26 protein-coding genes and 1 pseudogene are annotated in these 25,673 nt (G+C 64.3%); 16 read left to right on the top strand and 11 right to left on the bottom strand.

Annotated features, from left to right (window positions below; all coding sequences use genetic code 11):
* Positions 1-3 precede the first annotated feature (3 nt).
* The 3 genes and pseudogenes from HNP00_RS18725 to HNP00_RS18715 form a co-directional block, all read right to left on the bottom strand.
* Positions 4-847: pseudogene (locus tag HNP00_RS18725) on the bottom strand (bile acid:sodium symporter family protein).
* 76 nt (positions 848-923) lie between these two features.
* Entirely contained in the window at positions 924-2,423 is a 1,500-nt protein-coding gene (locus tag HNP00_RS18720; RefSeq protein ID WP_184741233.1) for a SulP family inorganic anion transporter, read from the bottom strand.
* A gap of 6 nt (positions 2,424-2,429) precedes the next feature.
* The gene (locus tag HNP00_RS18715) at positions 2,430-3,533 is read right to left on the bottom strand and encodes a GTP pyrophosphokinase family protein (RefSeq protein ID WP_184741232.1); all 1,104 of its coding nucleotides are present in this window, start codon (positions 3,531-3,533) and stop codon (positions 2,430-2,432) included.
* Positions 3,534-3,684: 151 nt separating this feature from the next.
* On the opposite strand from HNP00_RS18715, the gene HNP00_RS18710 reads away from it, so the two are divergent.
* The 4 genes from HNP00_RS18710 to HNP00_RS18695 all read left to right on the top strand — a co-directional run bounded on the left by HNP00_RS18710 (position 3,685) and on the right by HNP00_RS18695 (position 6,988).
* On the top strand, positions 3,685-4,497 hold the full coding sequence (locus HNP00_RS18710) for an alpha/beta hydrolase (RefSeq protein ID WP_184741231.1): 813 nt from the start codon (positions 3,685-3,687) through the stop codon (positions 4,495-4,497).
* Positions 4,498-4,565: 68 nt separating this feature from the next.
* Positions 4,566-5,537, top strand: a complete 972-nt coding sequence (locus HNP00_RS18705) for a carbohydrate kinase (RefSeq protein ID WP_184741230.1) — start codon at positions 4,566-4,568, stop codon at positions 5,535-5,537.
* Positions 5,534-6,058, top strand: coding sequence for a YbhB/YbcL family Raf kinase inhibitor-like protein (locus HNP00_RS18700; RefSeq protein WP_184741229.1), 525 nt, complete (start codon positions 5,534-5,536; stop codon positions 6,056-6,058). The genes HNP00_RS18705 and HNP00_RS18700 overlap by 4 nt, the downstream gene beginning before the upstream one ends.
* Positions 6,059-6,100: 42 nt before the next feature.
* Positions 6,101-6,988, top strand: a complete 888-nt coding sequence (locus tag HNP00_RS18695; protein WP_184741228.1) for an HAD family hydrolase — start codon at positions 6,101-6,103, stop codon at positions 6,986-6,988.
* A gap of 30 nt (positions 6,989-7,018) precedes the next feature.
* Here the strand turns inward: HNP00_RS18695 and HNP00_RS18690 are convergent, their stop codons facing one another.
* Entirely contained in the window at positions 7,019-8,293 is a 1,275-nt protein-coding gene (locus tag HNP00_RS18690) for a response regulator transcription factor family protein (protein WP_184741227.1), read from the bottom strand.
* A 139-nt stretch (positions 8,294-8,432) separates the two neighbouring features.
* Here HNP00_RS18690 and hxlB point away from each other — a divergent pair, with 139 nt between their 5' ends.
* The 4 genes from hxlB to HNP00_RS18670 all read left to right on the top strand — a co-directional run bounded on the left by hxlB (position 8,433) and on the right by HNP00_RS18670 (position 11,061).
* Positions 8,433-9,086 carry a 6-phospho-3-hexuloisomerase gene (hxlB, locus tag HNP00_RS18685; RefSeq protein WP_184741226.1) on the top strand — a complete coding sequence of 218 codons (654 nt, stop codon included), beginning with the start codon at positions 8,433-8,435 and terminating at the stop codon, positions 9,084-9,086.
* 63 nt (positions 9,087-9,149) lie between these two features.
* Positions 9,150-9,773: a 3-hexulose-6-phosphate synthase gene (hxlA, locus tag HNP00_RS18680; RefSeq protein WP_184741225.1), complete on the top strand. Its 624-nt coding sequence runs from the start codon at positions 9,150-9,152 to the stop codon at positions 9,771-9,773.
* Between the two features lie 185 nt (positions 9,774-9,958).
* Entirely contained in the window at positions 9,959-10,207 is a 249-nt protein-coding gene (locus HNP00_RS18675; protein ID WP_184741224.1) for a hypothetical protein, read from the top strand.
* 74 nt (positions 10,208-10,281) lie between these two features.
* Positions 10,282-11,061 (top strand): glycerophosphodiester phosphodiesterase family protein, encoded by a 780-nt coding sequence (locus tag HNP00_RS18670; protein WP_184741312.1) that lies wholly within the window; start codon positions 10,282-10,284, stop codon positions 11,059-11,061.
* Here HNP00_RS18670 and HNP00_RS18665 read toward each other — a convergent pair.
* A complete protein-coding gene (locus HNP00_RS18665) occupies positions 11,003-12,292 on the bottom strand; it encodes an RNA polymerase sigma factor (RefSeq protein WP_184741223.1) in 1,290 nt (429 codons plus the stop codon). The two genes, HNP00_RS18670 and HNP00_RS18665, sit on opposite strands and share 59 nt — an antisense overlap.
* Positions 12,293-12,299: 7 nt before the next feature.
* The gene (locus HNP00_RS18660; RefSeq protein WP_184741222.1) at positions 12,300-12,650 is read right to left on the bottom strand and encodes a YciI family protein; all 351 of its coding nucleotides are present in this window, start codon (positions 12,648-12,650) and stop codon (positions 12,300-12,302) included.
* 132 nt (positions 12,651-12,782) lie between these two features.
* On the opposite strand from HNP00_RS18660, the gene HNP00_RS18655 reads away from it, so the two are divergent.
* Complete coding sequence (locus tag HNP00_RS18655) at positions 12,783-13,925, top strand: glycerate kinase (RefSeq protein ID WP_184741221.1); 1,143 nt, start codon at positions 12,783-12,785, stop codon at positions 13,923-13,925.
* A 259-nt stretch (positions 13,926-14,184) separates the two neighbouring features.
* Positions 14,185-14,652 (top strand): GatB/YqeY domain-containing protein, encoded by a 468-nt coding sequence (locus tag HNP00_RS18650; RefSeq protein WP_311770614.1) that lies wholly within the window; start codon positions 14,185-14,187, stop codon positions 14,650-14,652.
* Between the two features lie 61 nt (positions 14,653-14,713).
* Here HNP00_RS18650 and HNP00_RS18645 read toward each other — a convergent pair whose 3' ends face one another.
* Positions 14,714-16,066, bottom strand: coding sequence for a uracil-xanthine permease family protein (locus HNP00_RS18645; protein ID WP_184741220.1), 1,353 nt, complete (start codon positions 16,064-16,066; stop codon positions 14,714-14,716).
* 188 nt (positions 16,067-16,254) lie between these two features.
* Here HNP00_RS18645 and HNP00_RS18640 point away from each other — a divergent pair, with 188 nt between their 5' ends.
* The gene (locus HNP00_RS18640) at positions 16,255-16,860 is read left to right on the top strand and encodes a malonic semialdehyde reductase (RefSeq protein ID WP_078107055.1); all 606 of its coding nucleotides are present in this window, start codon (positions 16,255-16,257) and stop codon (positions 16,858-16,860) included.
* 289 nt (positions 16,861-17,149) lie between these two features.
* Positions 17,150-17,650, top strand: a complete 501-nt coding sequence (locus HNP00_RS18635) for a 2'-5' RNA ligase family protein (protein ID WP_184741219.1) — start codon at positions 17,150-17,152, stop codon at positions 17,648-17,650.
* Positions 17,651-17,665: 15 nt separating this feature from the next.
* Here the strand turns inward: HNP00_RS18635 and pgm are convergent, their stop codons facing one another.
* Positions 17,666-19,324, bottom strand: a complete 1,659-nt coding sequence (pgm, locus tag HNP00_RS18630; RefSeq protein ID WP_184741218.1) for a phosphoglucomutase (alpha-D-glucose-1,6-bisphosphate-dependent) — start codon at positions 19,322-19,324, stop codon at positions 17,666-17,668.
* A 208-nt stretch (positions 19,325-19,532) separates the two neighbouring features.
* Here pgm and HNP00_RS18625 point away from each other — a divergent pair, with 208 nt between their 5' ends.
* Positions 19,533-20,153 (top strand): DUF4190 domain-containing protein, encoded by a 621-nt coding sequence (locus HNP00_RS18625; RefSeq protein WP_184741217.1) that lies wholly within the window; start codon positions 19,533-19,535, stop codon positions 20,151-20,153.
* A gap of 83 nt (positions 20,154-20,236) precedes the next feature.
* On the opposite strand, the gene HNP00_RS18620 is transcribed toward HNP00_RS18625, so the two are convergent.
* The 3 genes from HNP00_RS18620 to HNP00_RS18610 all read right to left on the bottom strand — a co-directional run bounded on the left by HNP00_RS18620 (position 20,237) and on the right by HNP00_RS18610 (position 23,958).
* Complete coding sequence (locus tag HNP00_RS18620; RefSeq protein WP_184741216.1) at positions 20,237-21,706, bottom strand: peptide MFS transporter; 1,470 nt, start codon at positions 21,704-21,706, stop codon at positions 20,237-20,239.
* A 61-nt stretch (positions 21,707-21,767) separates the two neighbouring features.
* Entirely contained in the window at positions 21,768-23,222 is a 1,455-nt protein-coding gene (locus HNP00_RS18615; protein ID WP_184741215.1) for an amidase, read from the bottom strand.
* On the bottom strand, positions 23,215-23,958 hold the full coding sequence (locus tag HNP00_RS18610; RefSeq protein ID WP_184741214.1) for a peptidase E: 744 nt from the start codon (positions 23,956-23,958) through the stop codon (positions 23,215-23,217). The genes HNP00_RS18615 and HNP00_RS18610 overlap by 8 nt, the downstream gene beginning before the upstream one ends.
* Positions 23,959-24,038: 80 nt before the next feature.
* On the opposite strand from HNP00_RS18610, the gene HNP00_RS18605 reads away from it, so the two are divergent.
* The 3 genes from HNP00_RS18605 (at position 24,039) to HNP00_RS18595 (ending at position 25,669) form a co-directional block, all read left to right on the top strand.
* Complete coding sequence (locus tag HNP00_RS18605; RefSeq protein ID WP_184741213.1) at positions 24,039-24,365, top strand: rhodanese-like domain-containing protein; 327 nt, start codon at positions 24,039-24,041, stop codon at positions 24,363-24,365.
* Between the two features lie 30 nt (positions 24,366-24,395).
* Positions 24,396-25,355, top strand: coding sequence for a prephenate dehydratase (pheA, locus tag HNP00_RS18600; RefSeq protein WP_184741212.1), 960 nt, complete (start codon positions 24,396-24,398; stop codon positions 25,353-25,355).
* Positions 25,356-25,450: 95 nt separating this feature from the next.
* A complete protein-coding gene (locus HNP00_RS18595) occupies positions 25,451-25,669 on the top strand; it encodes a hypothetical protein (RefSeq protein WP_184741211.1) in 219 nt (72 codons plus the stop codon).
* Positions 25,670-25,673 lie beyond the last annotated feature (4 nt).

Below are 25,673 nucleotides of genomic sequence, written 5' to 3'. Positions count from 1 at the left end.
CTGTCAGCTCTCCTTGAGCGGCGTCCGGGCCAGCCACGCCGCGACAATTGCACCGGAAACGTTGTGCCACAGCGAGAAAACGGCCGACGGCAACGCTGCCAGCGGCGTGAAATGCGCCGTGGCCAAGGTGGCGGCAAGGCCGGAATTCTGCATGCCGACCTCGAAGGCCAATGCCCGGCGTGCCTTATCGTCAAGCCGGCCCAGCTCGCCCGCCAGGTAGCCCAAGCCGAGGCCGAAACCCTTCTGGAGCACCACGGCGAGGAACACGATGCCGCCCGCGGCAACGATCTTGCTGGCGCTACCGGCCACCACCACCGCGACGATCAGTGAGATCACGACGGCGGATGCCCAGGGAAGTGCCGGTAGCACCTTGCCGACGAGCTTCTTGAGGAAGAGGCGTGCCGCCAGGCCTCCGACGACCGGGAGGAGGACTGTCTTGACGATGTCCAGGACCATGGAGCCGGCATCGATGTCCAGGAACGATCCCGCCAGGAAGAAGACCAGAACGGGGGTCACGATGGGGGCGATGAGGGTAGAGACTGACGCGACAGCCACGGACAAGGCAACGTCACCCTTGGCGAGGAACGCCATGACCTTGGAAGCCGTGCCGGACGGCACTCGGCATGATGACGTAGTGCGCCATGATGCCCAGCACCACGGACCAGGGTTGTTTGGCTACTGATGCGAAGTCGGGCGGGGTAAGTGTTAGGCCCATGCAGAACATGATGATGCCGAGCAGGTACGGCACGCTGGGACCCAGTGGTTTGAAGGCGTCCGGAAGCAGGAAACCGGCAACTCCGGCGAGAATGACGAGCAGGGGGAAGACCGTGACAGCAATCCGGGCGATCCCAACTAACTCGCATTAAGTGTCGTTTTGGCGGCTCATAACGACAACAACTGCGAGCTAGTTGGGGCCAGGGACGTTAGCCCGCGTTGAGCTTGCCCGCGAGCCGCTCGCGCATCCGGACGCTGGCCGCGTTGAGCCCTATAAGCTCCACCTCGCGGCCGTGCCTGCGATATTTGTCTGTGACGGAATCCAGCACGGCAACGGTGGAGGCGTCCCAGATGTGCGAAGCGTGCAGGTCGATGACCACGTGGTCGATTCCCTCCGAGGAGTCTTTCGCGTAGTCGAATTGCGTGTAGAGGTCGTTGGATGAAGCGAAGAACAACTCACCGTCCACCGTGTAGCTCGCCACGGTCCTGCCATTGAGTTCGAGCTCGCTCCGTTCCACCGTGGCGAAATGGGCCACACGGCGGGCAAACAGCACCATGGCCGCGAGGACGCCGGCGCCAACTCCGATGGCCAGGTTGTGGGTCGCCACCACCACGCCCACGGTCACCAGCATGACGCCGGTCTCGGATTTCGGGAGGCGCTTGAGCGTTGCGGGCCGGATCGAATGCCAGTCAAACGTGATGAGGGAAACGAAGATCATCACAGCAACCAAGGCGGCCATGGGGATCATGCCCACCACGTCCCCAAGGGCCACAACAAGCACCAGCAGGAATGCTCCGGCTAGGAAGGTCGATAGCCGGCTGCGGGCACCCGAACCCTTGACGTTGATCATGGTCTGTCCGATGACGGCGCAGCCGCCCAAGCCACCCAGGAAACCGGTGACGATGTTCGCGATGCCTTGGCCCCAGGAGACCCGGGTCTTGTTGGAACGGGTGTCCGTGATGTCGTCCACGAGTTTCGCGGTCAGGAGCGACTCCAGCAGGCCCACTAGCGCCATGGACAAGGCGAACGGTGCAATGGTCTGGAAGGTCTCCCAGGTCAAAGGCACATTCGGCAAGAAGAAGCCGGGAAGGCTGTTGGGGAGTTCGCCCTTATCGTGCACCGTGGGAACCCTGATTCCTGCCATCACCGTGACAATGGTGAGGGCGACGACCGCCACCAAAGGCGCGGGCACCGCCGTCGTGATCCTGGGCAGGCTGAAGACGATCAAAAGCCCAATGGCCACAATCGGGTAGACCATCCAGGGGACGCCGATCAGCTCGGGCAACTGGGCCATGAACACCAGAATGGCCAAGGCGTTCACGAATCCGATCATGACGGAACGGGGAATGAAGCGCATGAGCCGCGTGACGCCCAGGACCGCCAAGACGATTTGGAAGATCCCCGCCAGGATGACCGTGGCAATCAGATAGTTGAGCCCGTGATCCTTCATGACGGGGGCGATCACGAGCGCGACGGCGCCAGTAGCCGCGGAGATCATGGCCGGCCGGCCACCCACGATCGCAGTGGTCACTCCCATGGTGAAGGACGCGAAGAGCCCGATCCGAGGATCCACGCCGGCGATCACAGAGAACGCGATGGCCTCTGGAATCAGCGCAAGGGCCACCACCAAGCCGGCCAGGGCTTCCGTTTTGAGCCTGCGGGGCGAGCGCAGCGTGAAACGGAGGGACTGGAGCTGCTCGGGTGTCATGGGTCCTTAGCTGTTGGTCAGGCGGTACCGCTCAATCTGCTTGAGCCGCCGCTGGAGGCTGTCCCGCCGAGGGTGGGGGACGACGTCGGGAGCCTCGGCGGTGAGGTCGATGTGTTCGGTGCCGTACTGCCACAGCAGGAGATCATCCAGGAGGCGGTCCGGTCCGGGGGAGTAACGGTGGTCCAAGGCCTTGCGGACCTCGGTGATCCGGTTGGCGCTGAGGAGCCCGGCGAGTTCCACGGTCTTGTTCAGTCCGTGGGCCGCCAGAAGCTCCGCAGCCCAGCCCCAGTCGTCATCAACTTTACGGTCAACGTGCGGAAGGAGCGTCCGCCAGACGTCACGTACACGGTTGGGCGTGAGGGGCATGGACCCTTCGCCGTCCAGATCCCAGTAACCGCGGACCTCCTCGTAGCGTTCGTGGAGGTCCGCGAAGGCGCTTTCCACGGTTTCCAGCATGGCTGCGGTGGCCGTGAACTGGCGGTCGAAATGTGGCGTCCAGGCGCGCGGATCCTCAGCCTTGAAGCGGATGTCGTGTTCGATCTCGCTCCAGGCATGGGCAAAAACCGTACGGATCTGGCATTCGAAGAAATAGCTGCCATTCGGCGGAATGTCCGGATTGAACACCTGCTGGTAGGCCTTCACGGTCTCGTTCTGGATGGTGCGCAGGATGAGGTGGCGGCTCGAATATCCGTAGGTGCCGGACTCGATGGAGCCGATGTCCTTCTCGAGGTCGCCACGGCAATCGAAAAGCTGGCGCTGGCGCTTGATCAAATTGGCAACGGCGGCGTTCTCGGCCGGAAGCTTGGTGATGACGCGCAGCCCCACCATGTCGTTCAGGGTGCGGAACGGGTCCGGGAACTTCAGCACCCGGGGGCCGCCCTCCAGGGGCACTTCGGTGCGGGAGATCTTCTCCCGGAAGGATTCGACCGTCTTGGTGCGTCCCGTGACGAAAAGGGGCACGGACTCGCTGTCCTTGAGCATGTCCCGCAAGGTCAACAGGACGTCGCGGGTGACGAGCTTCAGGGCAGGCCGGACGCGTTCGTAGAGCTCCACGCTCGCCTGTACTGATTCGCGCAGCTGAGGATCCAAGCTGTCCCAATTGCTAGCCATGCCTCCAGCTTACGGCGGAGGGCCGACAGTTTTCGGAGCCGGACCGCGTTGGAGCCGGACCGCGCTCCTTTGCCTGTGTCCGCGCGGAAACCGCGACGGCTCCCCCTCCGCGTCGCCCCGCCGCGATAGGCTCGGCACAAAGGAGGACACGATGAAGCGGCACAAGTACTACTACGGCGATCACTCCAGCCAATGGGGCGAGCTGTTCGTACCAGACAACTCACTGGAGGCACACCGCAGTCGGCATGACGGAGTGGTGGTGGTGATCCACGGCGGCTATTGGCGCTCGCAATACGGCGCCGAGCTCGGTGAGCCGATTGCGCGGGACCTCGCGGCACACGGAATCGCCGCCTGGAACCTTGAGTACCGCAGGGCAGGAAACGGTGGCGGGTGGCCGCATACGTTCGAAGACGTCCTCGATGGAATCGACCATCTGGGCGAGATTGCCGGCACGCACGGACTCAACCTGGACAAAGTGGTGGCCCTGGGACACTCCGCAGGAGGCCACCTTGCGGTGTGGGCAGCCGGCCGGGAAAAGCTCTCCAAAATTGGTGCCCCCGACGCCGATCGGCAGCTCCATCGGCACGACAATGGCACAGCCGTGCGGCTGACCGGCGTGGTGAGCCAATCAGGGCTCCTGAACCTGGCAGATGCCGAACGCCTCAACCTGAGCAATGGTGCCGTCGATAACCTGATGGGCGGCGACTCCATAAGATACCCCAAACGGCATATTTATGCGGACCCCATGAGGTCACTCCCCATCAGTGTTCCGGTTTTTGCCGTCCACGCTGCTTCTGACGAAGATGTTCCGTGTAGCCAATCTGAGGCATACGTTGCCGCTGCCACTGCTTCCGGAGGCGCCGCACAGCTCCTCAAGGTACCCGGGGACCATTTCGACCTGATCGATCCCAGGGCGGTTGCGTACAAGAAATGCCGGGAGCTGGTGCAGCGGCTTCTGGTGTGACGGTTTGCTGACAAGTCACCCACTGTCATTGAGAGACGCGCACCACATCTGCGTGGCAGAGTTGTCCCATGCTGACAGTCATTGGTGAAGCGCTGGTTGATGTGGTCCAGCGCTCCTCGGGAGTCGATGCCCACGTGGGCGGCAGCCCGCTCAACGTTGCCGTGGGGCTGGCCAGGCTGGACCACGCCGTCCAGTTCATCGGACGCTTCGGTAAGGATGCCTACGGCGACTCGATCGCGGCCCATCTGCGCTCCAGTTCCGTCATGGTTCCGCTGCCCCCGGACGAGAATCCCACTAGCGTAGCTACCGCCTTAATCGACGACGACGACGGCGCGGCCAGCTACACCTTCGACCTCATCTGGGAACTTCCCGGCCTCGCAACTCGACTGCCCTTCATGCTTCAGGGAACGTCCCTCCTGCACACCGGCTCCATCGCCACCATGTTGGAGCCGGGAGCAGCGGAAGTCCTTGCCGCCGTCGAGCACGCCCACCCGAACGCGACCATCAGCTTCGATCCCAACTGCCGGCCCAGCATCATCACAGACCGGGACTACGCTCGCGCCCAAGTGGAGCACTTCGTGGCGCTCTCCGACGTGGTCAAGGCTTCCGACGAGGACCTTGAGTGGCTCTACCCCGGCGTCGACGTCCTGGAATCGGCCCGGCGCTGGCTGCGCCTGGGCGGTAGTGCGGGACCGGCCCTCGTGGTGGTCACGCGGGGAGCGGACGGACCTTGGGGAGTCACTGCCGCTGGCGAGGCCCAAGTGGACGCCCCCAAGATCGACGTGGCGGACACGGTGGGCGCGGGTGACTCTTTCATGGCCGCGCTCCTCTCAGGGATTGTCGATCAAAGACTGGCAGGGGCGCAAAACCGGGACGAGCTGCATGCCATGCCCGCCGAAGTGCTCGAAGGGATCCTCAACCATGCAGCGCGTGCTGCGGCTATCACTGTCTCCCGGCCAGGCGCGAACCCGCCGACGCGAGCCGAGCTCAACGCCCTAGGCGCCCCAGAGGCTGAGGCAACCACTGAAAGGAAGCCATGAGCTACGCCGCCCTTCCCCGCGTCCCGGCCTTTGATCTCACCAGCGAATCGGTCAAGGACGGTGACGCGCTCAAACCGGCACAGACCAGCAAGCGCTTCGGCGTGGCCGGAGGCAAAGACGAGTCGCCACACTTGAGCTGGGACGGAGCCCCGGCGGGAACCAAGGGTTACGTCGTCACGGTTTTCGATCCCGATGCCCCGAAGGCCGATGGCTACTGGCACTGGGCCGTCATCAACATCCCTGCCGGTGTGAGCTCCTTGCCGGCCGGCGCCGGGGTTCAAGGTGGTTCGCACTTGCCGCCCGGCGCTTTCCAGTTGAAAAACGACGCCGGGTTCCCCGGTTATCTGGGGGCCGCCCCTCCGCCAGGACATGGACCGCACCGGTACATCGTGGCCGTGCATGCCGTTGACGTCGAAGAACTGGGTCTCGACGCCGGTGCCTCCACGGGTGCGCTTGTCCGTAAGCTGGTGCCACACACCCTGGCCCGGGCCGTCATCACGGGCCATTTCGAGCGCCGGTAGCTCGTAGCCGCCCTCCGCGGCCGGCCCCACTAGACTGACATGATGCGGCTCGTAGCAAGTGACATCGATGGCACCATCCTTGGCCATGACGGCAAGATCAGCAGCCGCACTATCCGCGCTTTCCATGCCTGCCGTGACGCGGGCGTCGAGGTGGTGTTCGTGACGGGTCGGCCGCCACGCTGGCTCTACCCGTTACGCGAGCAGATCGGGCACACCGGCACCGTCATTTGTTCCAACGGAGCCGTGGTGTGGGATCTTGAGGCTGACAAGCTGATTTCCGCCAATGCATTGAGCATCGAGTCCGTGCTGGAGGCCCGCAGGATTATCAAGCAGCTCCGCCCCGACGCCTTGTTCGCGGCCGAAACCCTCACCGGATTCCACCTTGAGCCTGGTTTCATCGAGAACGAAACCAGTGAGCTCCTGGCCGAGTTCACCCCCGCGCGGCTGGATGAGACGCTCACCGCGGATGACGCCGTCGTGAAGTTCCTTGCCGTGACCCGCACCGGCACCCCGGATGATTTCCTGGCAGAGGTACAGCCCGCCGTCGCGCATCTCGTGGAGACCACGCACTCAGCACCGCGGACCGCCCTCCTGGAGATGTCCGCTCCCGGAATCAACAAGGCCGTCACGCTGGCTGAATATGCGGCGTCCAGGGGCGTCGAGGCCGCGGATGTGGTGGCTTTCGGTGACATGCCCAATGACGTCGAGATGCTGCGCTGGGCCGGCGACGGTTACGCGATGGCCAGCGGCCACCCAGAGGCCATCAGCGCCGCGGGTCAGCAAGCACCGCATTTCGACGACGACGGCGTGGCCCAGATTCTCGAGGCGAAGCTCGCTTCCCTGCCGGGGGCCCACGCCGCCAGGGTTCCCTGGCCGTGGGGCCCCGCCGCCGACGGGGACTTGCGAGGCGAGGGTGGCGGTGGGGACTAGCCAGCCCTGTACCGGGGCGCGCACCGGCCGCTAGCCCGGCGTCCGCAGCCCGTGGCTGTGTGCCAAGGCAATGGCCTCAGTTCGTGAACCCACGCCGAGTTTCCTGAAGATATTCCTGACATGGAATTTAACCGTGTTTTCGCTGATGTGCAGCTTGGCGGAAATGGCCCTGTTCCGCTGCCCGGCGGCCAACAGCTGAAGGACTTCCATTTCGCGCTCCGCCAGGCCCCATCCGCCGATGTCGCCGACGGGGGCCGATGGTGGGTCCAGCGGCAGGACCACCTGCACATCCGCTCCCCAGCCGGCCATGACCTCGATGTTCATGCGGCCGTCCAGTGCCGCCACCCGGCTGTTGAGCCGCGCAATGTTGGGCGAATCCGCAGTCAGTTCGCCCAGGCCGTCGTCGCGCACATTGATGAGGAGGTTCACGCCGTCGCAGTCCCACTGCACGCGCACACGCTTGACCTCAGGCTGCTCCACGATGGCGAGTACCAGGCCCCGCACGATCGCCCGGGCAGCATGGGCTACCTCGCCGGGCAAGGCGCGGCCGTTGATCGGTGGCTCGATGAACTGGATGTCGAGCCCGCTGAAGTGCGTGAGTGGCCGCAGGTCCTCCCGCAGCCTTTCAAACGCGGTAGCCACGGGCTCTTCCACGAGATCCGATGTGCGGTCGCTCAACGTCCGCAAATTCACGAGGGAGGTGGCGGCAAGGTCCGTGACGGCCTTGCGCGCCGCGGCGTCGTCGAGGGAGCCTGATCGCAGCGCCGCCAACATCGTCTCAAGGGTGGTGGAATGCTTGTCCACGAGTTCGGCCGTGACTCGGAGCCGCTCGGCGGATGCCGCCCGGGATTCCAAGAGGTACGACGGCGGCGCGTCCGCCACCTTCTCTTGGATGCGCCGGGCTGTCAGTTGCCACAGGTAGTCGAGCATCCGCAGCGCTGATTCACGCTCCAAGGGCTCTTCGGCCAGGACCGGCGCAGTGAGGGTCAGCAGCGCATTGGTCTGGGACGTCAATGCAAGAACGGGCCGCAGCCCTCCGGCGATGGTCGCTTCTCCCTGCCAGGCCTCGCCTTCCGCGATATGGGAGCGCAACTGGTCCAGTTCAGGAATGGAGACGCGGCTGATGATCCCCTCCGCCCCGGCCTTCTTCTGGGGCCGACCAGTGCAGTCCTCAGTGAAAATGATCAACGCGCTACTGCCCACATAGGGCGACACTGCTTCACGAAGGCGTTCGGCGATACTCATCAACGGGGCGTTCGCTAGTGCGGCCACCGCCTCCAAGAGGGTCCACGTGTTTGGAGTCATCCCGCCACTTTAGCGGCTTCCGTTCCGCGCCTACTACCCGAATGGATAGTTAGGACTGTCCATCCTCATCGTTCTGCCTATCCGTTCAATCCTGAACGATTGATTCAAACGGAGCATTCAACTGAGCAGGAGGTAACGCATGACCACCACCGCAGAGGCTGTCCACGCCGCATCGGACGAAAATCGCATCCTCGCTTGCGGCGCCCAGGACGTCGACCTAAGCCAGGACATCGACCTCAGCCTGGCCCTCGTGGGTAGCGAAATCGCGGAGACGGCCGCTGAAGTAGATTTGCTGCAGCTGTCCCGCCTGGCCAAGGAAGTCCAGTCCGCGGGGAACTCGGCCACCGGCCGGATCTTTGTCGCAGGAGCTGGCCGAAGCGGCCTTGTCCTGAGGATGGCTGCGATGCGGCTGATGCACCTCGGTTTCGACGTCCACATCGCGGGGGACACCACGACGCCGGCAATCCGCTCGGGCGACCTCCTGCTGCTTGCCTCGGGCTCCGGGACGACCTCCGGCGTCGTGCGGGCCGCCGAGACAGCCTCAAAAGCCGGCGCCAGGATCGCGGCCTACACCACGAACGCAACGTCCCCGCTCGCGGAACTGGCCGACGTCGTCGTCATCATTCCCGCTGCGCAGAAGACCGACCACGGATCAACAGTGTCCCGTCAGTACTCCGGCAGCCTGTTCGAGCAGGTGCTCTTCCTCGCCACAGAAGCGGTCTTCCAGGCTTTGTGGGACAACGACGCAACCCCGGCCGAGGAACTGTGGCTCCGCCACGCCAACCTCGAATAGCACCTGGTTCCACCGCACCAACACCACAACAACCACTCAACAAAAGACGAAAAGAGATTCCCCATGAAGCTGCAAGTCGCCATCGACGTCCTCACCACCGAAGCTGCCCTTGAGATCGCGGGCAAGGTGTCCGAATACGTGGACATCATCGAACTCGGCACCCCCCTCGTGAAAAGCGAAGGCCTGTCCGCCGTGACCGCCATCAAGAAGGCCCACCCGGACAAGATCGTGTTCGCAGACCTCAAGACCATGGACGCTGGCGAACTCGAAGCCGATATCGCCTTCAAGGCTGGAGCCGACCTCGTCTCCGTACTCGGCGGCGCAGACGATTCCACGATCGCCGGTGCGGTCAAGGCGGCCAAGGCACACAACAAGGGCATCGTGGTGGACCTGATCGGCGTCGGGGACAAGGTCACCCGCGCCAAGGAAGCCAGGGCCCTTGGTGCCAAGTTCATCGAGTTCCACGCTGGCCTCGACGAGCAGGCAAAGCCGGGCTACAACCTGGACGTCCTGTTGAGCGCCGGCGAGGAAGCCCGGGTACCGTTCTCCGTGGCTGGTGGTGTGAACCTGTCCACCATCGGAGCCGTCCAGCGAGCCGGAGCGGATGTCGCCGTCGTCGGCGGTTCCATCTACGGCGCAGACGACCCCGCGCTCGCCGCGAAGCAACTCCGCGCAGCGATCATCTAGTACCCCCTTTTTTCAGCCGGGCCGGGCCCAACTGACTCGCATTTGTTGTCGTTATGAGCTGCCAAAACGACAACAACTGCGAGTCAGTTGGGTCCGCTCACGTATTACACAGATTCAGTCCAACTGCCGTTCAACTTGCCCCCATAGTCTTTTGCCATTCGATACCGAACAAATATGGGGACAAGATGGCAAAGAGGAAGACGACCGGGTGGCCCGAGGCCCCGGTTCGCCGGGCAGTGCCGGCCGAACATTGGAAGCAGTTGCGCCGCGGAGATCGCGTGCGCGTCAAGCTCGCGGCGGGGTTTGAGAACCCCGGCCAGGTGGACGCCATTTCGAGTGACCATAGTGTGGTCTGGGTAAACCTCGACGGCGGCCGCGGACGCACGCTGGTGCACTGCGGCGACGGCGTGGAGATCGTGCCGCAGGAATCCTGAGGCATTCGCTGGCCGCACGGCCTGGCCACGCTACCGCGGGTCGCCTCGCCGCGGGTTACGCTACCCGTGTGAGCCTGAACCTGCCCTTCTTTAGCCGCCCCGACGGACAAAACGCACCGCTCGCCTTCGCACACCGCGGGTTTTCGCCGGACGGACTCGAGAACTCGGCGGCGGCCTTCAGTGCCGCGCTTGGGCTTGGCTTCACGCATCTTGAAACCGATGCCCGCACCACTGCTGATGGCGTGGTTCTCCTTTTCCACGACGAGACTCTGGACCGCGTCACGGACAGCCACGGCCAGATCTCCAGCCTCAGCGCGGCCGAGGTTGCCAAGGCTCGGATCGGCGGCCGCGAAGCAATTCCCCTCTTGGCGGACATCCTGGCCGCATTCCCCGAGACGCGGCTGAACGTCGACGTCAAGGATTGGCATACCGTCAAGGCCCTCGCCGGAGTCATTGAACGGCTGGACGCGCATGATCGGGTGTTGATCGCGAGTTTTTCCGATCGCCGGCGTCGCGCAGTCCTGCGGTTGCTCCGCCGTCGAACGGCATCTTCGGCGGGCATCGTGTGCAACGCCGCCTTTACCCTTCTGGGACCGCTTCTTCCGGAAGGATGGCTACGGAAGATCCTGCACGACGTCGATGCCCTCCAGGTACCCGTCCGCTACGGCCCCTTGACGGTAGTGACGCCCGGTTTCCTGCGGCGGGCGCATCGGCTTGGGCTGCAGGTCCACGTCTGGACGGTCAACGACCCCGCAGAGATGGCCAGGCTGCTGGATATGGGCGTGGACGGGATCGTCACCGACCGTGCGGACCGTCTGAAGTCGGTGTTGCAGGACCGCGGGGGATGGTGGTGAGCGCCTGGGTCCGCGCGTCCAGGAAAGCCCGCTCGGCGTCGTTCCCGGTGCGCTCTTGCGCAGCGCGGTAGGCGGCAATCGCTTCGTCGTTGCGGCCGAGCCGGCGGAGCAGGTCCGCCCTCACGGCGTGGAACAAATAGTAGTTGCCTAGTTCAAGGAGTTCGACGGCGGCGAGCCCCGCGGCGGGTCCTTCCACCTCCGCGAGGGCAACGGCCCGGTTCAAGGCAACCACCGGCGTCGGCTCCAAGGCCAGGAGTTGCCCGTAAAGCGCCAGGATTTGCCGCCAATCGGTGTCCGCGGGCTTTGAAGCGCTGCTGTGCACGGCATTGATGGCTGCCTGCAATTGGTAAGGACCTGGCTGGTTCCGCTTCAAGCACTGCCGCACCAACAGTTGCCCTTCGGCAATTAGATCCTTGTTCCAGAGGCTGCGGTCCTGGTCCGCGAGCAGTACTAGGCCGCCGTCGGGAGTTGTCCGGGCGGCACGGCGGGAATCGAGGAGAAGCATGAGGGCCAAGAGCCCCTTGGCCTCGGGCTCGTCAGGCATGAGTTCCATGATCAGCCGGCCGAGGCGTATAGCCTCGCGGCAGAGGTCTTCGCGCACCAGCCCGGCCCCTGAACTCGCGGCGTAGCCCTCGTTGAAGACCAGGTAGACCACGGCGAGCACCGATTTCAACCGCTCCGGCAGCTCGGCCCCGCTCGGCACACGGTAGGGGATGTGGGCGTCGCGGATCTTTCCTTTCGCCCGAACAAGGCGCTGGGCCATAGTTGGCTCGGGGACCAGGAAAGCGTGGGCGATTTCGGCGGTGCTGAGCCCACCCAGGAGCTTGAGTGTCAGTGCCACTTGTGCGGCCCGGTTGAGGGCCGGGTGGCAGCACGTAAAGATCAGCCGGAGCTGGTTGTCCTCCACCGTGTCCACCTCGATTGCTTCGGCTTGATCGCCATGCAGCTCGCCGTGCAGATCACCGTTCAGCAGGGCGGACTGGGCGAGTTTCTCCCGGCCGGTTGCCTCGCGGCGGAGCCGGTCGATGCCGCGGTTGCGGGCGGTGATGATGATCCAGCCGGCGGGGCTTGGCGGCAACCCGGCGTCGGGCCATCGGGCCACGGCCTCGGTGAAGGCGTCCTGGACCGCGTCTTCGGCGGCATCGATGCTGCCCAAAACGCGGACCAGGACGGCCACGGAGCGTCCATACTCTTCGCGGAATATTTGTCCGATCTCCGAAATATGCACCATGGGGAAACTATTCCCGGTAGCCCGCGAAGGGCCGGACTTCGATAGGCAAGGTGGTGGCTTGGGCGGCTTTGCGTCCCCACTCGAGCGCCACGTCCAGGTCCGGAGCCTCGATGACCCACAGCCCTCCCACGTGTTCCTTTGCCTCGGCGAAGGGCCCGTCCGTGGTGAGTACTTCGCCGTCGTTCACCCGCACCACTGTCGCGGTGCTGGCGGGGTGCAGGCCGCCCGTGAAAACCCAGGCGCCGGCGTCGCGCATTTCCTGGTTCAGGACGTCAAGATCGGCCATGACTTTGTTCAGGATTTCGGGTTCCGGGATGGGGCCGTCGGGCTGGTAGATGCTGAGCAGATAGCGTGACATAGCTGGTCCTCCTTGGGATGTGGCGCCGGCACCTTGCCTGCGTCTCACCCTCTATACGAACGGCGTGTGCTGTTTTCGACATCTCCACGCACGAATCTGCGAAAAGCTTAGCGCCGCTGGCAGGATGGGATCATGCGTATCCTGATTGCCCCGGACAAGTTCAAAGGTTCCCTCACCGCTGCCGAGGCTGCATCGGCCATGGCCGAGGGCGCATTGCGTGTCTATCCGGATGCCGTGGTGACGCAGTTTCCCATCGCCGACGGTGGCGAAGGAACACTGGAAGCGGCCGTGGCGGCAGGCTACGAGGAGCGGATCAACGCCGTCGTCGGCCCGATTCTCAAGCCGGTGGGTGCCGCATGGGCCATCCGGCAAAACGCCTTCGGCGGAGCCACGGCAGTGATTGAAACAGCGCAAGCGTCAGGGTTGGCGCACATGGAGCCGACACCGGAAAACGCCTTGCGCGCCCACAGCTATGGCTGCGGCCAACTCATCGCCGCGGCCCTCGACGCCGGAGCTACAGAGATTGTGCTCGGCCTGGGAGGCTCCGCAATGTCCGACGGCGGAAGCGGCGCCTTGCGCGCACTCGGGCTCAAGCCCCTGGATTTTGCAGGGAACGTGGTTCCGCTTGGTGGAGGCTCGCTCGCCGACGTCGTGTCCCTCGACGTCTCCGGGCTGGATCCGCGGCTGACCGCGGTACGGTTCCGGATCGCCGTCGACGTCCGGAACCCGCTCTTTGGCGACGACGGTGCAGCGCACGTTTTCGGTGCGCAGAAGGGGGCGGATGCAGATGCCGTGGAGCTGCTCGACGCCGGCCTGCGCAACTGGGCATCCCTGCTGCGGGAAGCGGGCGGACAGGACGTCAACGTGCCTGGCGCCGGGGCGGCTGGCGGATTCCCGGCGTCGTTCTTGGCCTTCACCCGGGCGACGCTTGAAGGCGGGTTCGCCCTCGTGGCGGGACTGACAGGGCTTCCCGAACAACTCGAGGGCGCGGATCTGGTGATCACCGGGGAAGGCTCCATGGATTCTCAGTCGCTGACCGGCAAGGCACCCATCGCCCTGGCCGATTCGGCCCATGTGCAGGGCATTCCGGTGATTGTCGTAGCCGGCAGGATCTTGGTGACGCCCGAGGAACTCGCAGGCCACGGCGTGGTGGCCGCGGCCCAGTTACTCGATGTCGCCCAACGTCGCGATGGAGTGCCCGACGCGGCAGACGCCGTCGCGAACGCCGCCAAGTACCTCGCGTGGGCTACGAGCCAAGTGCTGGAAGGCGTCTAGCCCCCCAAGGGACATGCCCCCCGTTGGCTGCGGGGAATGGACATAGTGTGAATATGTCCAATGCTCAAAGCCAAGAGGGGGCATGCTCAGTGTTGGATTGCGGGGTTACTCGGCGTCGCCACCTGGCAGATAATGAATGTACAAGTATGGCTCTGACTTCTGCCATGCACCTACGATGCGACGACCCCGCCCGGGACGCCGTCACCGCCTGCCGGGCTGGCAGCCGGCCAGCACGGCAAATCGAATCGAGGAGCACACCATGTCCACCTTGAAGGAGCGGCTGCACGCAGACGTCGTCAGCCATATGAAGGATGGCAACCGCGTCGCCCTGAACGCCACGCGCAACGTCCTGAGCGAGATTGACACCCGTGAGAAGGCCGGACAGGTGCCGATCCATTTGGACGACGCCCAAATCACGGCCATGTTGCAGAAGGAGGCCGCGGAGTATCACGAGGTCGCCCGCCTTTACGAGGAGGCCGGAGAGTCCGAGCGTGCCGCCACGGAGATCGCGGATGCCGAGGTAATCGAAGCCTATCTCCCGGAACCACTGACTTCCGAGGAAGTCGAGTCCATTGTTGACCGGACCATCGCTTCCCTCAAGGCCAACGGCGTGGAGTTAAGCCTGATGCACATGGGCTATGTCATGAAGCGGTCACCGAAAGGGTCGCCGGCCGCTTCGACGGCAAGGTGGTCAGTGAGATCGTCCGCAGGCGCCTGTCTTAGCTAGGTGTGTTCGGCGGGGAGGGTACTCTCCCCGCCGAACACATGAATTTCCCAGGGAGGGGACGCTACCGCTTCTTACCGCTCCTCTTAGCCGCCGCATTCATCGCTGCCTTTGCCGCTGGCGGCAGCCCTGCCGTCTCCATCTCCGGCTCGGCAACCGTCCGGCGCCAACGTGCCAGGGCCTTCATGCCGTGGTAGACCGCCAAGGCAGCGGCCGAGCCCAGTGCGATGCCCGTGAACTTCAGTTCGCCGATGGTCCACGTGTAGTCCGCGATCCCGATAATCAATGCGACGGCTGCCGTGGTCAAGTTGATGGGGTTGGAGAAGTTGACCTTGTTCTGCACCCAGATCTTTACGCCCAGGACGCCGATCATCCCGTAGAGCATGGTTGCGGCACCGCCCAGCACGCCGGCGGGAACTGTAGCAATTAGTTCGCCGAACTTGGGCGAGAAACTCAGCAGAATGGCGAAGGTCCCGGCAACCCAGTAGGCCGCCGTCGAATAAACCTTTGTGGCTGCCATGACGCCGATGTTTTCGGCATAAGTGGTGGTGCCGGAGCCGCCGCCGAGCCCGGCGAGGACCGTCGCGACGCCGTCGGCAATCAACGCGCGGCCGGAGACGTCGTCGAGGTTGCGCCCCGTCATCGCGGCCACGGACTTCACGTGCCCCACGTTCTCAGCCACAAGGACCAGGACAACCGGTACGAATAAGCCAACGACGCCGAGGTGGAACTCGGGTGTTTGGAAGTGCGGGAGCCCGATCCATGAGGCTGCGTCCATCTTGGAGTAGTCCACTTCGCCGCGCGTCATGGCGGTGAAGTAGCCAACCACCACGCCCACGAGGATGCTCAAGCGGCCCAGAATGCCGCGGAAGAGGACGCTCACCAGGATGATCGTCACCAGCGTCACGAGGGCGGTGACCGGGGCCTTGTCGAAGTTCGCCTTTGCTGCCGGAGCCAAGTTCAGGCCGATCAGGGCGACGATCGCGCCCGTCACGATGGGCGGCATGGTCCGGTTGATCCACTCAGCGCCGAACTTCTGCACCACTGCGCCGACAAGCGCCAGTACGACGCCGGCAAGCACCACGCCGCCCAGCGCGCCGGGAACGCCGAACTGCTGCTGGGACGCCAGGATGGGGGCGATGAATGCAAAGCTGGAACCAAGGTAGCTGGGTACGCGGCCCTTCGTGATGACCAGGAACAACAGGGTGCCGACGCCTGAAAAGAGGAGCGTGGTGGCCGGTGGCATGCCCGTGATGATGGGCACCAAGAAGGTGGCTCCGAACATCGCGACGACGTGCTGCATGCCGACGCCGATGGTCAACGGCCACGCCAGCCGCTCCTCGGGCGCCACTACGTGTCCGGGCCGGATCGTCTTGCCGTTGCCGTGCAGCTTCCATTTGGTTCCGAGCATGCTCATCTACGGGAGCCTTCCCTGAAAGTTGTGACTGTCCGGGTGCAACCTTACCGTCCGTACGGCCTGCCGATTCCGCTGTGTGGAACGTCACGTGGCTTCACGGGAAGAGGCGAGGGGAAGTTGAAGTTGCAACCATGGAAAGCATAAGCGCCCGGCCGTCCACGGCTGCGGGCACAGCGAAAGGTACGCGAATGACGATCGCCCACGAAGAAGCAGTGATTGACGCCGCAGCAGTCGATGCCATCTTTGCCGAAGCCCGCACAGCCAACTCCTTTGCCGGCGAGGTCTCCGAGGAGCAGGCCCAGGCCATCTATGAACTGACCAAGTTCGGCCCGACGGCGTTCAATTCCCAGCCGTTGCGCGTCACCTACGTCCGCTCGGACGAAGCCCGGGCGAAGCTCGTCGAGACCCTCTCCCCGGGCAACAAGGCCAAGACCGCTTCTGCTCCATTGGTCGCAGTGCTTTCCTACGACACCGCCTGGCACGAGCAGTGGGACAAGTTCCTCCCGGTCTACTCCGCCCCGAAGGCCATGTACGACGCCAACCCCGAATTCACCGCAACCACGGGCAACAACAACGCCCACCTGCAGGCTGGCTACTTCATCCTCGCCGTCCGCTCCCTCGGCTTCGCTGCCGGCCCCATGACCGGTGCCGACTTCGCTGCGATCGACGCCGAGTTCTTCCCGGCCGGCGACCAGAAGAGCTTCCTCGTGGTCAACATCGGCCAGCCGGGCCCGGACGCCTTCGGTGAAGCCAAGCCGAAGTTCGCCTACGAAGACGTCGTCCGCACCGTCTAACCCTCGCTCACTTTTAACGTCCTTTTCGCCGATGCTCGCTCACATCTTGTGAGCGAGCATCGGCGTTTAAGGCCGTATATGTGATGGAGGATCGGCGCTTTTGTGCCGATAGGTGAGCGAGCGTTTTCCTCGACGGACCCTCACTCACCTTTAGCGTCCCTTTGATCGGCGCTCGCTCTCCTTTGACGTCCTTTTCGCCGACCGTCGCTCACGTCTTGTGAGCGACGGTCGGTGTTTAAGGCGGGATATGTGATGGAGGGTTGCGCGGGACCGGTGGGAAACTTTCCTTATGCGGAACCTGATTCTGGTGGCATTCGTCGAAGCAGTGGCTGATGGGCTGGTCTTCCCGCGCAGTGACTGGCCGCTGCACATCACCCTGCTGAGGTTCGACGTCGAGCCCTCCGACGGTGAGGACGTCGCCGCTCGTCTCAGCGAGCTTGTTTCAGCGCCCGCGATGGGCGCCCTCGGGGCGGAGCTTACGGTGGGGTCCGACGCCGGATTTGGCCACCAAGGTTCCATACCGGTCAGCTTGGTGGAACACCATCCCATTTTGCAGGGCTTGCACGAGGAACTGTTCGACGCCATGGAGAGCGTCGGAGGGCGCGCGGCAACTCCTCGCTACGTCCTGGACCACTACCGTCCGCACATTTCACATCACGATGGCAAGCGCCCCGAGCCGGGTGACGCCGTCGTGCTCGACCAGATCGCGCTGGTGGACATGGCGCCGGGAGGCAACCACACGATCCGCCGGATCCTGAAACTGTGGCGCCTCCCGGCAGAGTCCGAGTAAGGGGTCCGGGGAGGGCTAGGAAATCACGCCGTCCACGAGCGCCTTGGCCTCTTCCTGGACCTGCTTGAGGTGCTCGACGCCCTTGAAGGACTCGGCGTAGATCTTGTACACGTCCTCCGTTCCGGACGGGCGGGCCGCGAACCAGGCGTTCTCGGTGACCACCTTGAGGCCGCCGATTGATGCACCGTTGCCCGGAGCCTCGGTCAGCTTGGCGGTGATTTCCTCGCCCGCCAGCGTGGTGGCGGTGACGTCCGACGACGAGAGCTTGCCGAGCGCGGCCTTCTGCTCACGCGTGGCGGCGGCGTCGATCCTGGCGTAGACGGGCGAGCCGAACTGGTCCGTGAGGCCCTTGTATAGCTGCGATGGCGACTTGCCCGTGACTGCCGTGATCTCGGATGCCAACAGCGCCAGCAGGATGCCGTCCTTGTCAGTGGTCCAGACGCTTCCGTCGCGCTTGTTGAACGAGGCGCCAGCAGACTCTTCGCCGCCGAAGGCGCCCTCGCCGGAGAGAAGGCCTGGCACGAACCACTTGAAACCCACCGGAACTTCCACGAGCTTCCGGCCCAGCCCTACGGCCACGCGGTCAATGATGGAAGAGGACACGAGGGTCTTGCCGACCACGGAGTCCGGGTTCCAGCCGGTGCGGTTGCGGTACAGGTAGTCGATCGCGACGGCGAGGTAATGGTTCGGGTTCATCAACCCGCCGTCGGGGGTCACGATGCCGTGACGGTCGGCGTCGGCGTCGTTTCCTGTGGCGATATCGTAGGCGCTGCCCGTGCCTGCGTCAGACATCCGGTTGATCAGCGAAGCCATGGCCGACGGCGAGGAGCAGTCCATGCGGATCTTCTCGTCCCAGTCGAGGGTCATGAATGCCCACTGTGGGTCAACGGTGGGGTTCACCACGGTGAGGTCCAGCTGGTGACGCTCGCCGATTTCACCCCAGTAGTCCACGGATGCGCCACCCATGGGGTCTGCGCCGATGCGGACGCCGGCCTGGCGGATCGCGTCGAGGTCCAGGACGGCCGGGAGATCGTCCACGTAGCTGCTGAGGAAATCGAACTTGCCGGTGCCCTCCGCCTTGAGCGCATCGTTCAAGGGAATCCGCTTGACGCCGCGCAGGCCGTTTTCCAGGAGTTCGTTGGCGCGGTTGGCTATCCAGCCGGTGGCATCGGTGTCGGCAGGGCCGCCATGCGGGGGGTTGTATTTGAAACCACCGTCGGCTGGGGGGTTATGGCTCGGGGTGACCACGATGCCGTCCGCCTGGGGTTGCCCGGGCCCGGCCTCGTTGTTGTACTTGAGGATCGCGTGGCTGAGCGCCGGGGTGGGCGTGTAGCCGTGCCGCGCGTCGATCAGGACGTTGACCCCGTTGGCGGCGAGGACTTCAAGGGCGGAATTTTGCGCAGGTTCGCTCAGCCCGTGGGTGTCCTTGGCGAGGAAAAGCGGGCCGGTGATGCCCTGCCCTGCGCGGTATTCCACGATCGCCTGGGTGATGGCGAGGATATGCCCTTCGTTGAACGAGGCCTTCAGGCTGGAACCCCGGTGTCCGGAGGTCCCGAATGCAACGCGCTGGGCGGGATCGCTGAGATCCGGCGTCACGTCGTAGTACGCGTCAAGAAGAGCGGTGATGTCTACAAGGTCCTGTGGAAGGGCAACTGTGCCCGCGCGGCTAGCCATTGACCCAGCATGCCAGACGGTCCGGTGCCCATGAAGAGAAAACACACTATTGCGGTGCCTATGACATCGTATTTCCGCTCCACCAACGAAGATTCACTGCCCGTTCACCGGAGTGCGGCACGGGGTTGGCGAGTTGGGGCTCCGGGAGCTTATGTGCGCCTTGGCTCGGCGGTAGGCTGGGCAGAAAGACTCACAAGGGGGATTTTCCATGACCGACCAGCCAGCTAAACCCGAGAACACCCCCCAGGGTGACGAACCGCCCAAGGGTTACGAACCACCGACGTATGTTCCGCCGGCACCCCAGGCAAATGAAAACCCGTACGGCGAGCAGCCATTTGCCTCGCCGGCGGCTCCTGGCCCCTACGGTCAGCCCGGAACGCAGTCCCAGGCCCCGCAGCCGCAGGAACCGTATGGCCAGCCCCAAGGCGGTCCGGCCCAGTTCGGTCAACCCGCTTACGGACAGCAACCGGCTTATGGCCAGCCCGCTTCGCCGTACGGGCAGCCTTCCCAAGGACAGCCTGCTTACGGGCAGCCGCCGAGCCTCTATGGTCAGCCCTCTTACTATGGCATGCCTGCCGAGCCAAAGGGCCTGAGCATTGCCAGCATGTGCTGTGGCATCTCAGTCTTCATCGGTTTCGGCTTCTTCATGCTGCCGCAGATCGCGGCCGTGATCCTTGGGCACATGGCCCTCAAGAACGAGCCGGCTGGCAAGGGCATGGCCATCGCGGGCCTCGTGATGGGATACCTCGGCATTGCCGGTGCGGTCATCTTCTGGGTCTTTATTGTGATCGTTGCCGCAACCGCTTCGCGCTACAACTACAACTACTAGAACGACGTCGGCCGGTGCGCCCGGTGGGAATCCCGCCAAACACTCCGGCCGCCGTCGTTGTTTACGCCGACGTTGTTAAGGGACTAGCGGACGCCGGCCATCAACTTCTTGATAGCCGGCGAGCCGGCGGCCAGGGCCACCGCGATCACCACGGCCGTGCCACCGACGCCCAGGAAGTAGGGCAGCTCGTCAGCTGGGTTGTACAGTCCGGCCAGAATGCCCGCCAGCGTGGTCCCGAGGGACACTGAGAGGAAGAACAGGGCCACCATCTGCGTGTGGAACGCTTTGGGTGCCAGCTTGGTGCTCACGGACAGGCCGATGGGGGACAGGAACAGCTCCGCCAAGGTGAAGAGGAACAGGATTCCCACCAGCACCAGCAGAGGGGTCTTACCCGCGCCAGTCAGCGGGATGAAAGCCAGGAACGCCAAGCCCATGATAAAGAGTCCGGCGGCAAATTTGATGGGGGAACCCGGCTGCTTCGGGCCAAGTTTGGTCCACAGGGCAGCCATGACACCGGCGAAGACGATGATGAATACCGGGTTGATGGACTGAACCCAGGCGGCCGGCATTTCCCAGCCGAAGAGGTTGCGGTCCAGCTTTTCCTCCGAGTACACGGCAATGAACGTGAACTGCTGCTGGAAGAGCGCCCAGAATGCCGCCGAGGCGATGTACAGCGGAATGAACGCGGTAACCCGCTTGCGCTCGAGCGGCGTGACCTTCTTGCTTCTGAAGATCAGCGCGAAATAGAGAGCGGAGGCGGCGATCGCTGCGTAAGCCATGCTGCGGGCCAGGTTGCCCGGGTTCACCACGCCGGTGATGAGCAACACGGCGATCGCGACGGCGATGCCCAGGAAGATGAGCCCGTAGCGGCTCCGCTGTGCTGAAGGAAGGGGGTTCGGGACGCGGTGGGCTTCTTCCGGGAGTTTGTTGCGGCCCAGCGCGTAGATGCCGAGGCCGATCGCCATGCCGACTGCGGCTGCGCCGAAGCCCCAGTGGAAGCCGCTGCTTTCCTGCAGCCAGCCGGTGACGAGCGGGCCGATCAGCCCGCCCATGTTGATGCCCATGTAGAAGATGGAGAAGCCGGCGTCACGGCGTTCGTCCTTCTCCCCGTAGAGGGTGCCGACCAACGCCGTGGCGTTCGCTTTGAGGCCACCGGAGCCCACGCCCACGAGCACCAGGCCCGCCACCAGGCCCGGTATGCCGGGGAGGAGCGCAAGCGCGATGTGGCCGGCCATGATCATGATGGCGGAGCCGAACAATACCCGTTCGGAGCCGAAAATCCGGTCCGCCAACCAAGCGCCCAGGATCGTGGAGAGGTATACGCCTCCGCCGTACGCGCCAACCAGTCCGGCGGCGAGCGATTTGTCGATCGCGAGTCCGCCGTGGTCCGAGGTGAAGTACATGTAATACAGCAGGATGCCCTGCATTCCGTAGAAGGAGAAGCGCTCCCACATTTCCACGGAGAAGAGGCTGGCCAGCATCTTTGGGTGGCCGAAAAATGACGTGTCGCCCGTGATTTTGGCGGGCGCCGCCGTGTCTAGAGGTGTGCTCATTTATCCCATGCTGGCATCCGTGTCACATAATGTCATATTTCTGGATGCTCTGGACAAACGTTCAAAGGAGCTTATCGGCCGTCTTTCCCGGAGCTTCGAGCTGCGCTGCGAGTTGCAGGAGCAGGAGTTCGGATCCCGGCTTTCCAATGAGTTGGATGCCCATCGGAAGCCCCGTTCCTGGGGTTGGGCCGGTCCAATGCACGGGCAGGGTGATCGCCGGCAGCCCGCACACATTCACCATGGAGGACCAGGGCGCAAACTCGCATTGCTTGCGGTAGTCGTCGTCCGCGTCGCCAGGCCAGTCCGGGGCCGGCCACTGTTTTCCACCGAGGTCCTGCCCGGTGAACCAGCCCACGGGCCGTGGCGTCTGTGCCAGCGACGGCGTCAGCACGAGATCCCACTGCCCGTACTGGGCAACGGTGTCGTGGGTGAATTGCCGCAGGAAGCCGATGGCTTCGTTGACCTTTGCTGCGCTGCGTTGTTGCGCCCGACGCCGGAAGGTCCGGGTCAGCGGGGTCAGCAGGGCTTCGCGCTGCGGCAGGATGCGCGCGCTCCCGACGCCGGCGGTCCAGGCCGCGGTGAACGCTTCCGGATAGCGATTGTCGTAGCGGATCTCGGCGTCGAACACTGAATGGCCGGCGTCAGTCAGCAGCTCGACGCCCGTGTCGAGGGCATCCAAGGCTTCTTGCTCCGGCGTGAAGGGAAAGGTGGTGGACCATGGGCTGTCCAGGCTCACGCCGATGCGCAAGGCCGCCGGCGCTTCTCCGATGGCCGCAAGGTAGCCCCGTTCAGGCTGGTATTCGCGTGGCACCAGGGCGTCCATCATGAGCGCGGCATCCGCTGCGGAACGCGCCAAAGGTCCGGCAACTACCAAGTGAGCGGCGTCGCCAACGCTTTCGCCCGCCGGCACTAAGCCGCGACCCGGCTTCAACCCCAACAGTCCACATGCCGCAGCCGGAATACGTATGGAACCGCCGCCGTCGCTCCCGGGCGCGAAGGGAATCAAGCCGGCAGCAACTGCGGCAGCGCTGCCTCCTGACGATCCGCCAGAGCTGCGGCTCAATGCGTGCGGATTGCGCGACGGCGGTGCGATGCGGTTTTCGCTGTAGGCCGTCAGTCCGAATTCCGGAACTTGAGTCTTGCCCAGTGAGATGGCACCGGCGCCTTTGAGCGTGGCAGCGAGGACTCCGTCCTCGGGCGCGGATTTGCGGTCCAGGGCTGCACTGCCGTGGGTGGTGGCGACTCCTGCCACATCGGTGAGGTCCTTGAATGCCAGCGGTACCCCGTGCAGGAGTGGAAGTTCTGCCCCTTCCCGCTGCTGGCGGACGTACGTTGCGTCGGCCGTTCGGGCGTCGAGCATGGCCTGGTCGGCCGTCACCGTGACAAAAGCTCCCAGCGCGTGATTGTGCTTTGCGATCCTCGCAAGGAAATGTCCCGTGGCCTCAACTGCGGAGAGCTGTCCCGTGGCCAGGGCTTCGCGTAACGCAACGGCGCCGAGTTCGTGGATGTCACCCAAGGAAACGGGACTCCAAGCGCTCTTCAACGGCAACGTCGCCGCCAGAATCTCCGGCCGCCGCGGTGACCCGATAAGCGGCCTTACCCCTGACTTCCGCAACCACGTCTACGAGTTCCGTGCCGCGGTAGACGAGCCCGACGCCGTCGTCGGTGCAGTGCGTTTCGCTCAGCACCCCTTCGGCAACAAGGCGATGGACCAGCGGCCGGCGGCCCGGCTCGGAGTCAAAGTGGACGCCGTTGGCGTAGGGGAGGAAGCCGAGCCCATTGATCACGGCACGCAGTTCAGGGCCGTAGGAATCGGTGGTGCCGCCCTGGAACCAACAAATCGAGCCCGCCGATACACCGGCCAGCACCACTCCGTCTTCCCAGACTCGCCTCAGAATGCCGTCCAGTCCGTGCGCACGCCACACAGCCAGCAGATTGACTACTGAACCGCCATTGACCCACACCACGTCCTGTTCCAAAAGGTACGCCTCGGGGTCGCTGTAATTGGGCATCGTGAACAGGTTCAAATGGCTGAAGTCGAAACCGGAAACCCGGGCGGCCTGGTCCAGTTCCGCCGCGAACCAACGCTGGTCGCCGGACGCCGTCCCGATGTGCGCGACTCGCGGGGCGCGTCCGCTCACGCCGGAGAGTTCGACCGCGTGGCGCATCAGGAGATCGAACTCCATCCTGGTGCGATGACCTGACTTGTACCCGCCGGAGGTGGCAAGGATGGTGGGCTCGCCGGCAGCCATGTGGCCTCCTGCCTCGTGTGGTCGCGGTCCCTGCAACGGTAGGCTGGATTGGAGACCTGAATCAACTGGAAGGAACCCACGTGAGCGATTTCGAGACCGTGCCTGTCGGCGATGTTCCGGCTGACGCGAAAATCCTGGATGTCCGGGAGGATTACGAATGGGTGGCAGGTCATGCTGAGGGCGCCCTTCACATACCGCTTGACCAGATCCCGGCACGGCTTGACGAACTTGATCCGGACGATGACTTCTTTGTCATTTGCCGCACCGGAGGGCGCTCGTTCCGGGCTGTTCAGTGGCTCGTGGGGCAGGGTTATACGGCCACGAACATCGCCGGTGGCATGGACATGTGGTTCGAGTCCGGCCGCCCCATGGTTTCGGAGAACGGCCTCAAGCCGGTCGTCCTCTAGCCGCGACGCATAACACCTAAGGAATATCTGATGTCGGGTTCCGCGCTCACCTACACCTTCCTTGGCCCGGAAGGTACGTTCACCGAGGCTGCGCTCCTACAGGTCCCCGGCGCGGCAGAAGCCAACAGGGTGCCGTGCTCCAACGTGAACACGGCACTCGAGCGCGTCCGTCGGGGCGAGGCTGATGCGGCCATGGTGCCGATCGAGAACTCGGTAGAAGGTGGCGTGACCGCCACGCTGGATGCCATTGCCACCGGAACCGAACTTCGCATCATCCGCGAAGCCCTAGTGCCCATCACGTTCGTGCTGGTTGCCCGGCCTGGGGTGAAGATCGCGGACATCCACCGGGTGTCCACCCACGGTCACGCGTGGGCCCAGTGCAGATTGTGGGTTGATGATAATATCCCCAATGCGGAATACGTTCCGGGATCCTCGACGGCGGCTGCCGCCGTCGGGCTTCTCGAGGGTGACGCGCACTATGACGCGGCAATCTGCGCCCCTCTCGTCGCCGCCGAACGGCCTGGCCTGAACATCCTCGCCGAGAACATCGGGGATAACCCCGGCGCGGTCACTCGCTTCGTCCTGGTCAGCCGGCCCGGCGCTCTGACGGAGCGGACGGGCTCGGACAAGACCACCGTCGTGGTGCCCCTCCCCGAAGACCGCCCTGGCGCCCTGATGGAAATCCTGGACCAGTTCGCCACCCGCGGCGTCAACCTCAGCAGGATCGAGTCCCGGCCCACCGGCCAGTATCTGGGACACTACTTTTTCAGCATTGACGCCGACGGCCACGCCTCCGACGCCCGGGTGGCCGATGCTTTGGCAGGCCTGCACCGGATCAGTCCGGCCACCCGCTTCCTGGGTTCCTACGCCCGGGCCGACGCACAGCAAACCTCGGTTGCTCCGCATACTTCTGACGCCGCATTCGCGTCCGCGCACGCGTGGGTTCGCGGCATTCTGGGCGGAGAATCTGCTCCGCAAAGCGTTGGATAATTGACTCTTCAACCCCTATCGCGTGGCTAAAACTGTGCGTATGCTTGCTTGATCCACAATTGATGGACGCATGCCCCTAACGGAGGGAGCGGGCCATGTCGGGAAATAGCAATGACACGAGCGGCCAGGGAATGATCGTCAACCCGAAGCCCAAGGCGGACAACCAGGACTGGGACGGCGACGAAGCCGACCGGGCCGATCGCTTGCGCTTTGAGGAAGAGCAGGCCATGATCCGCGAGCAATCCGAAGCGCGCGCGGCCGCCAAAGCGTTGGCAGAACGCAAAGCAGCGGAAGCGGCGAAGAACGCCAAGTAGCGTC

The sequence above is a fragment of the Arthrobacter sp. AZCC_0090 genome (assembly GCF_014207375.1).
Classification (GTDB): Bacteria; Actinomycetota; Actinomycetes; order Actinomycetales; family Micrococcaceae; genus Arthrobacter.
Note: the sequence above shows the minus strand (reverse complement) of the source record. Positions and strands in the feature narration are given on the sequence as shown.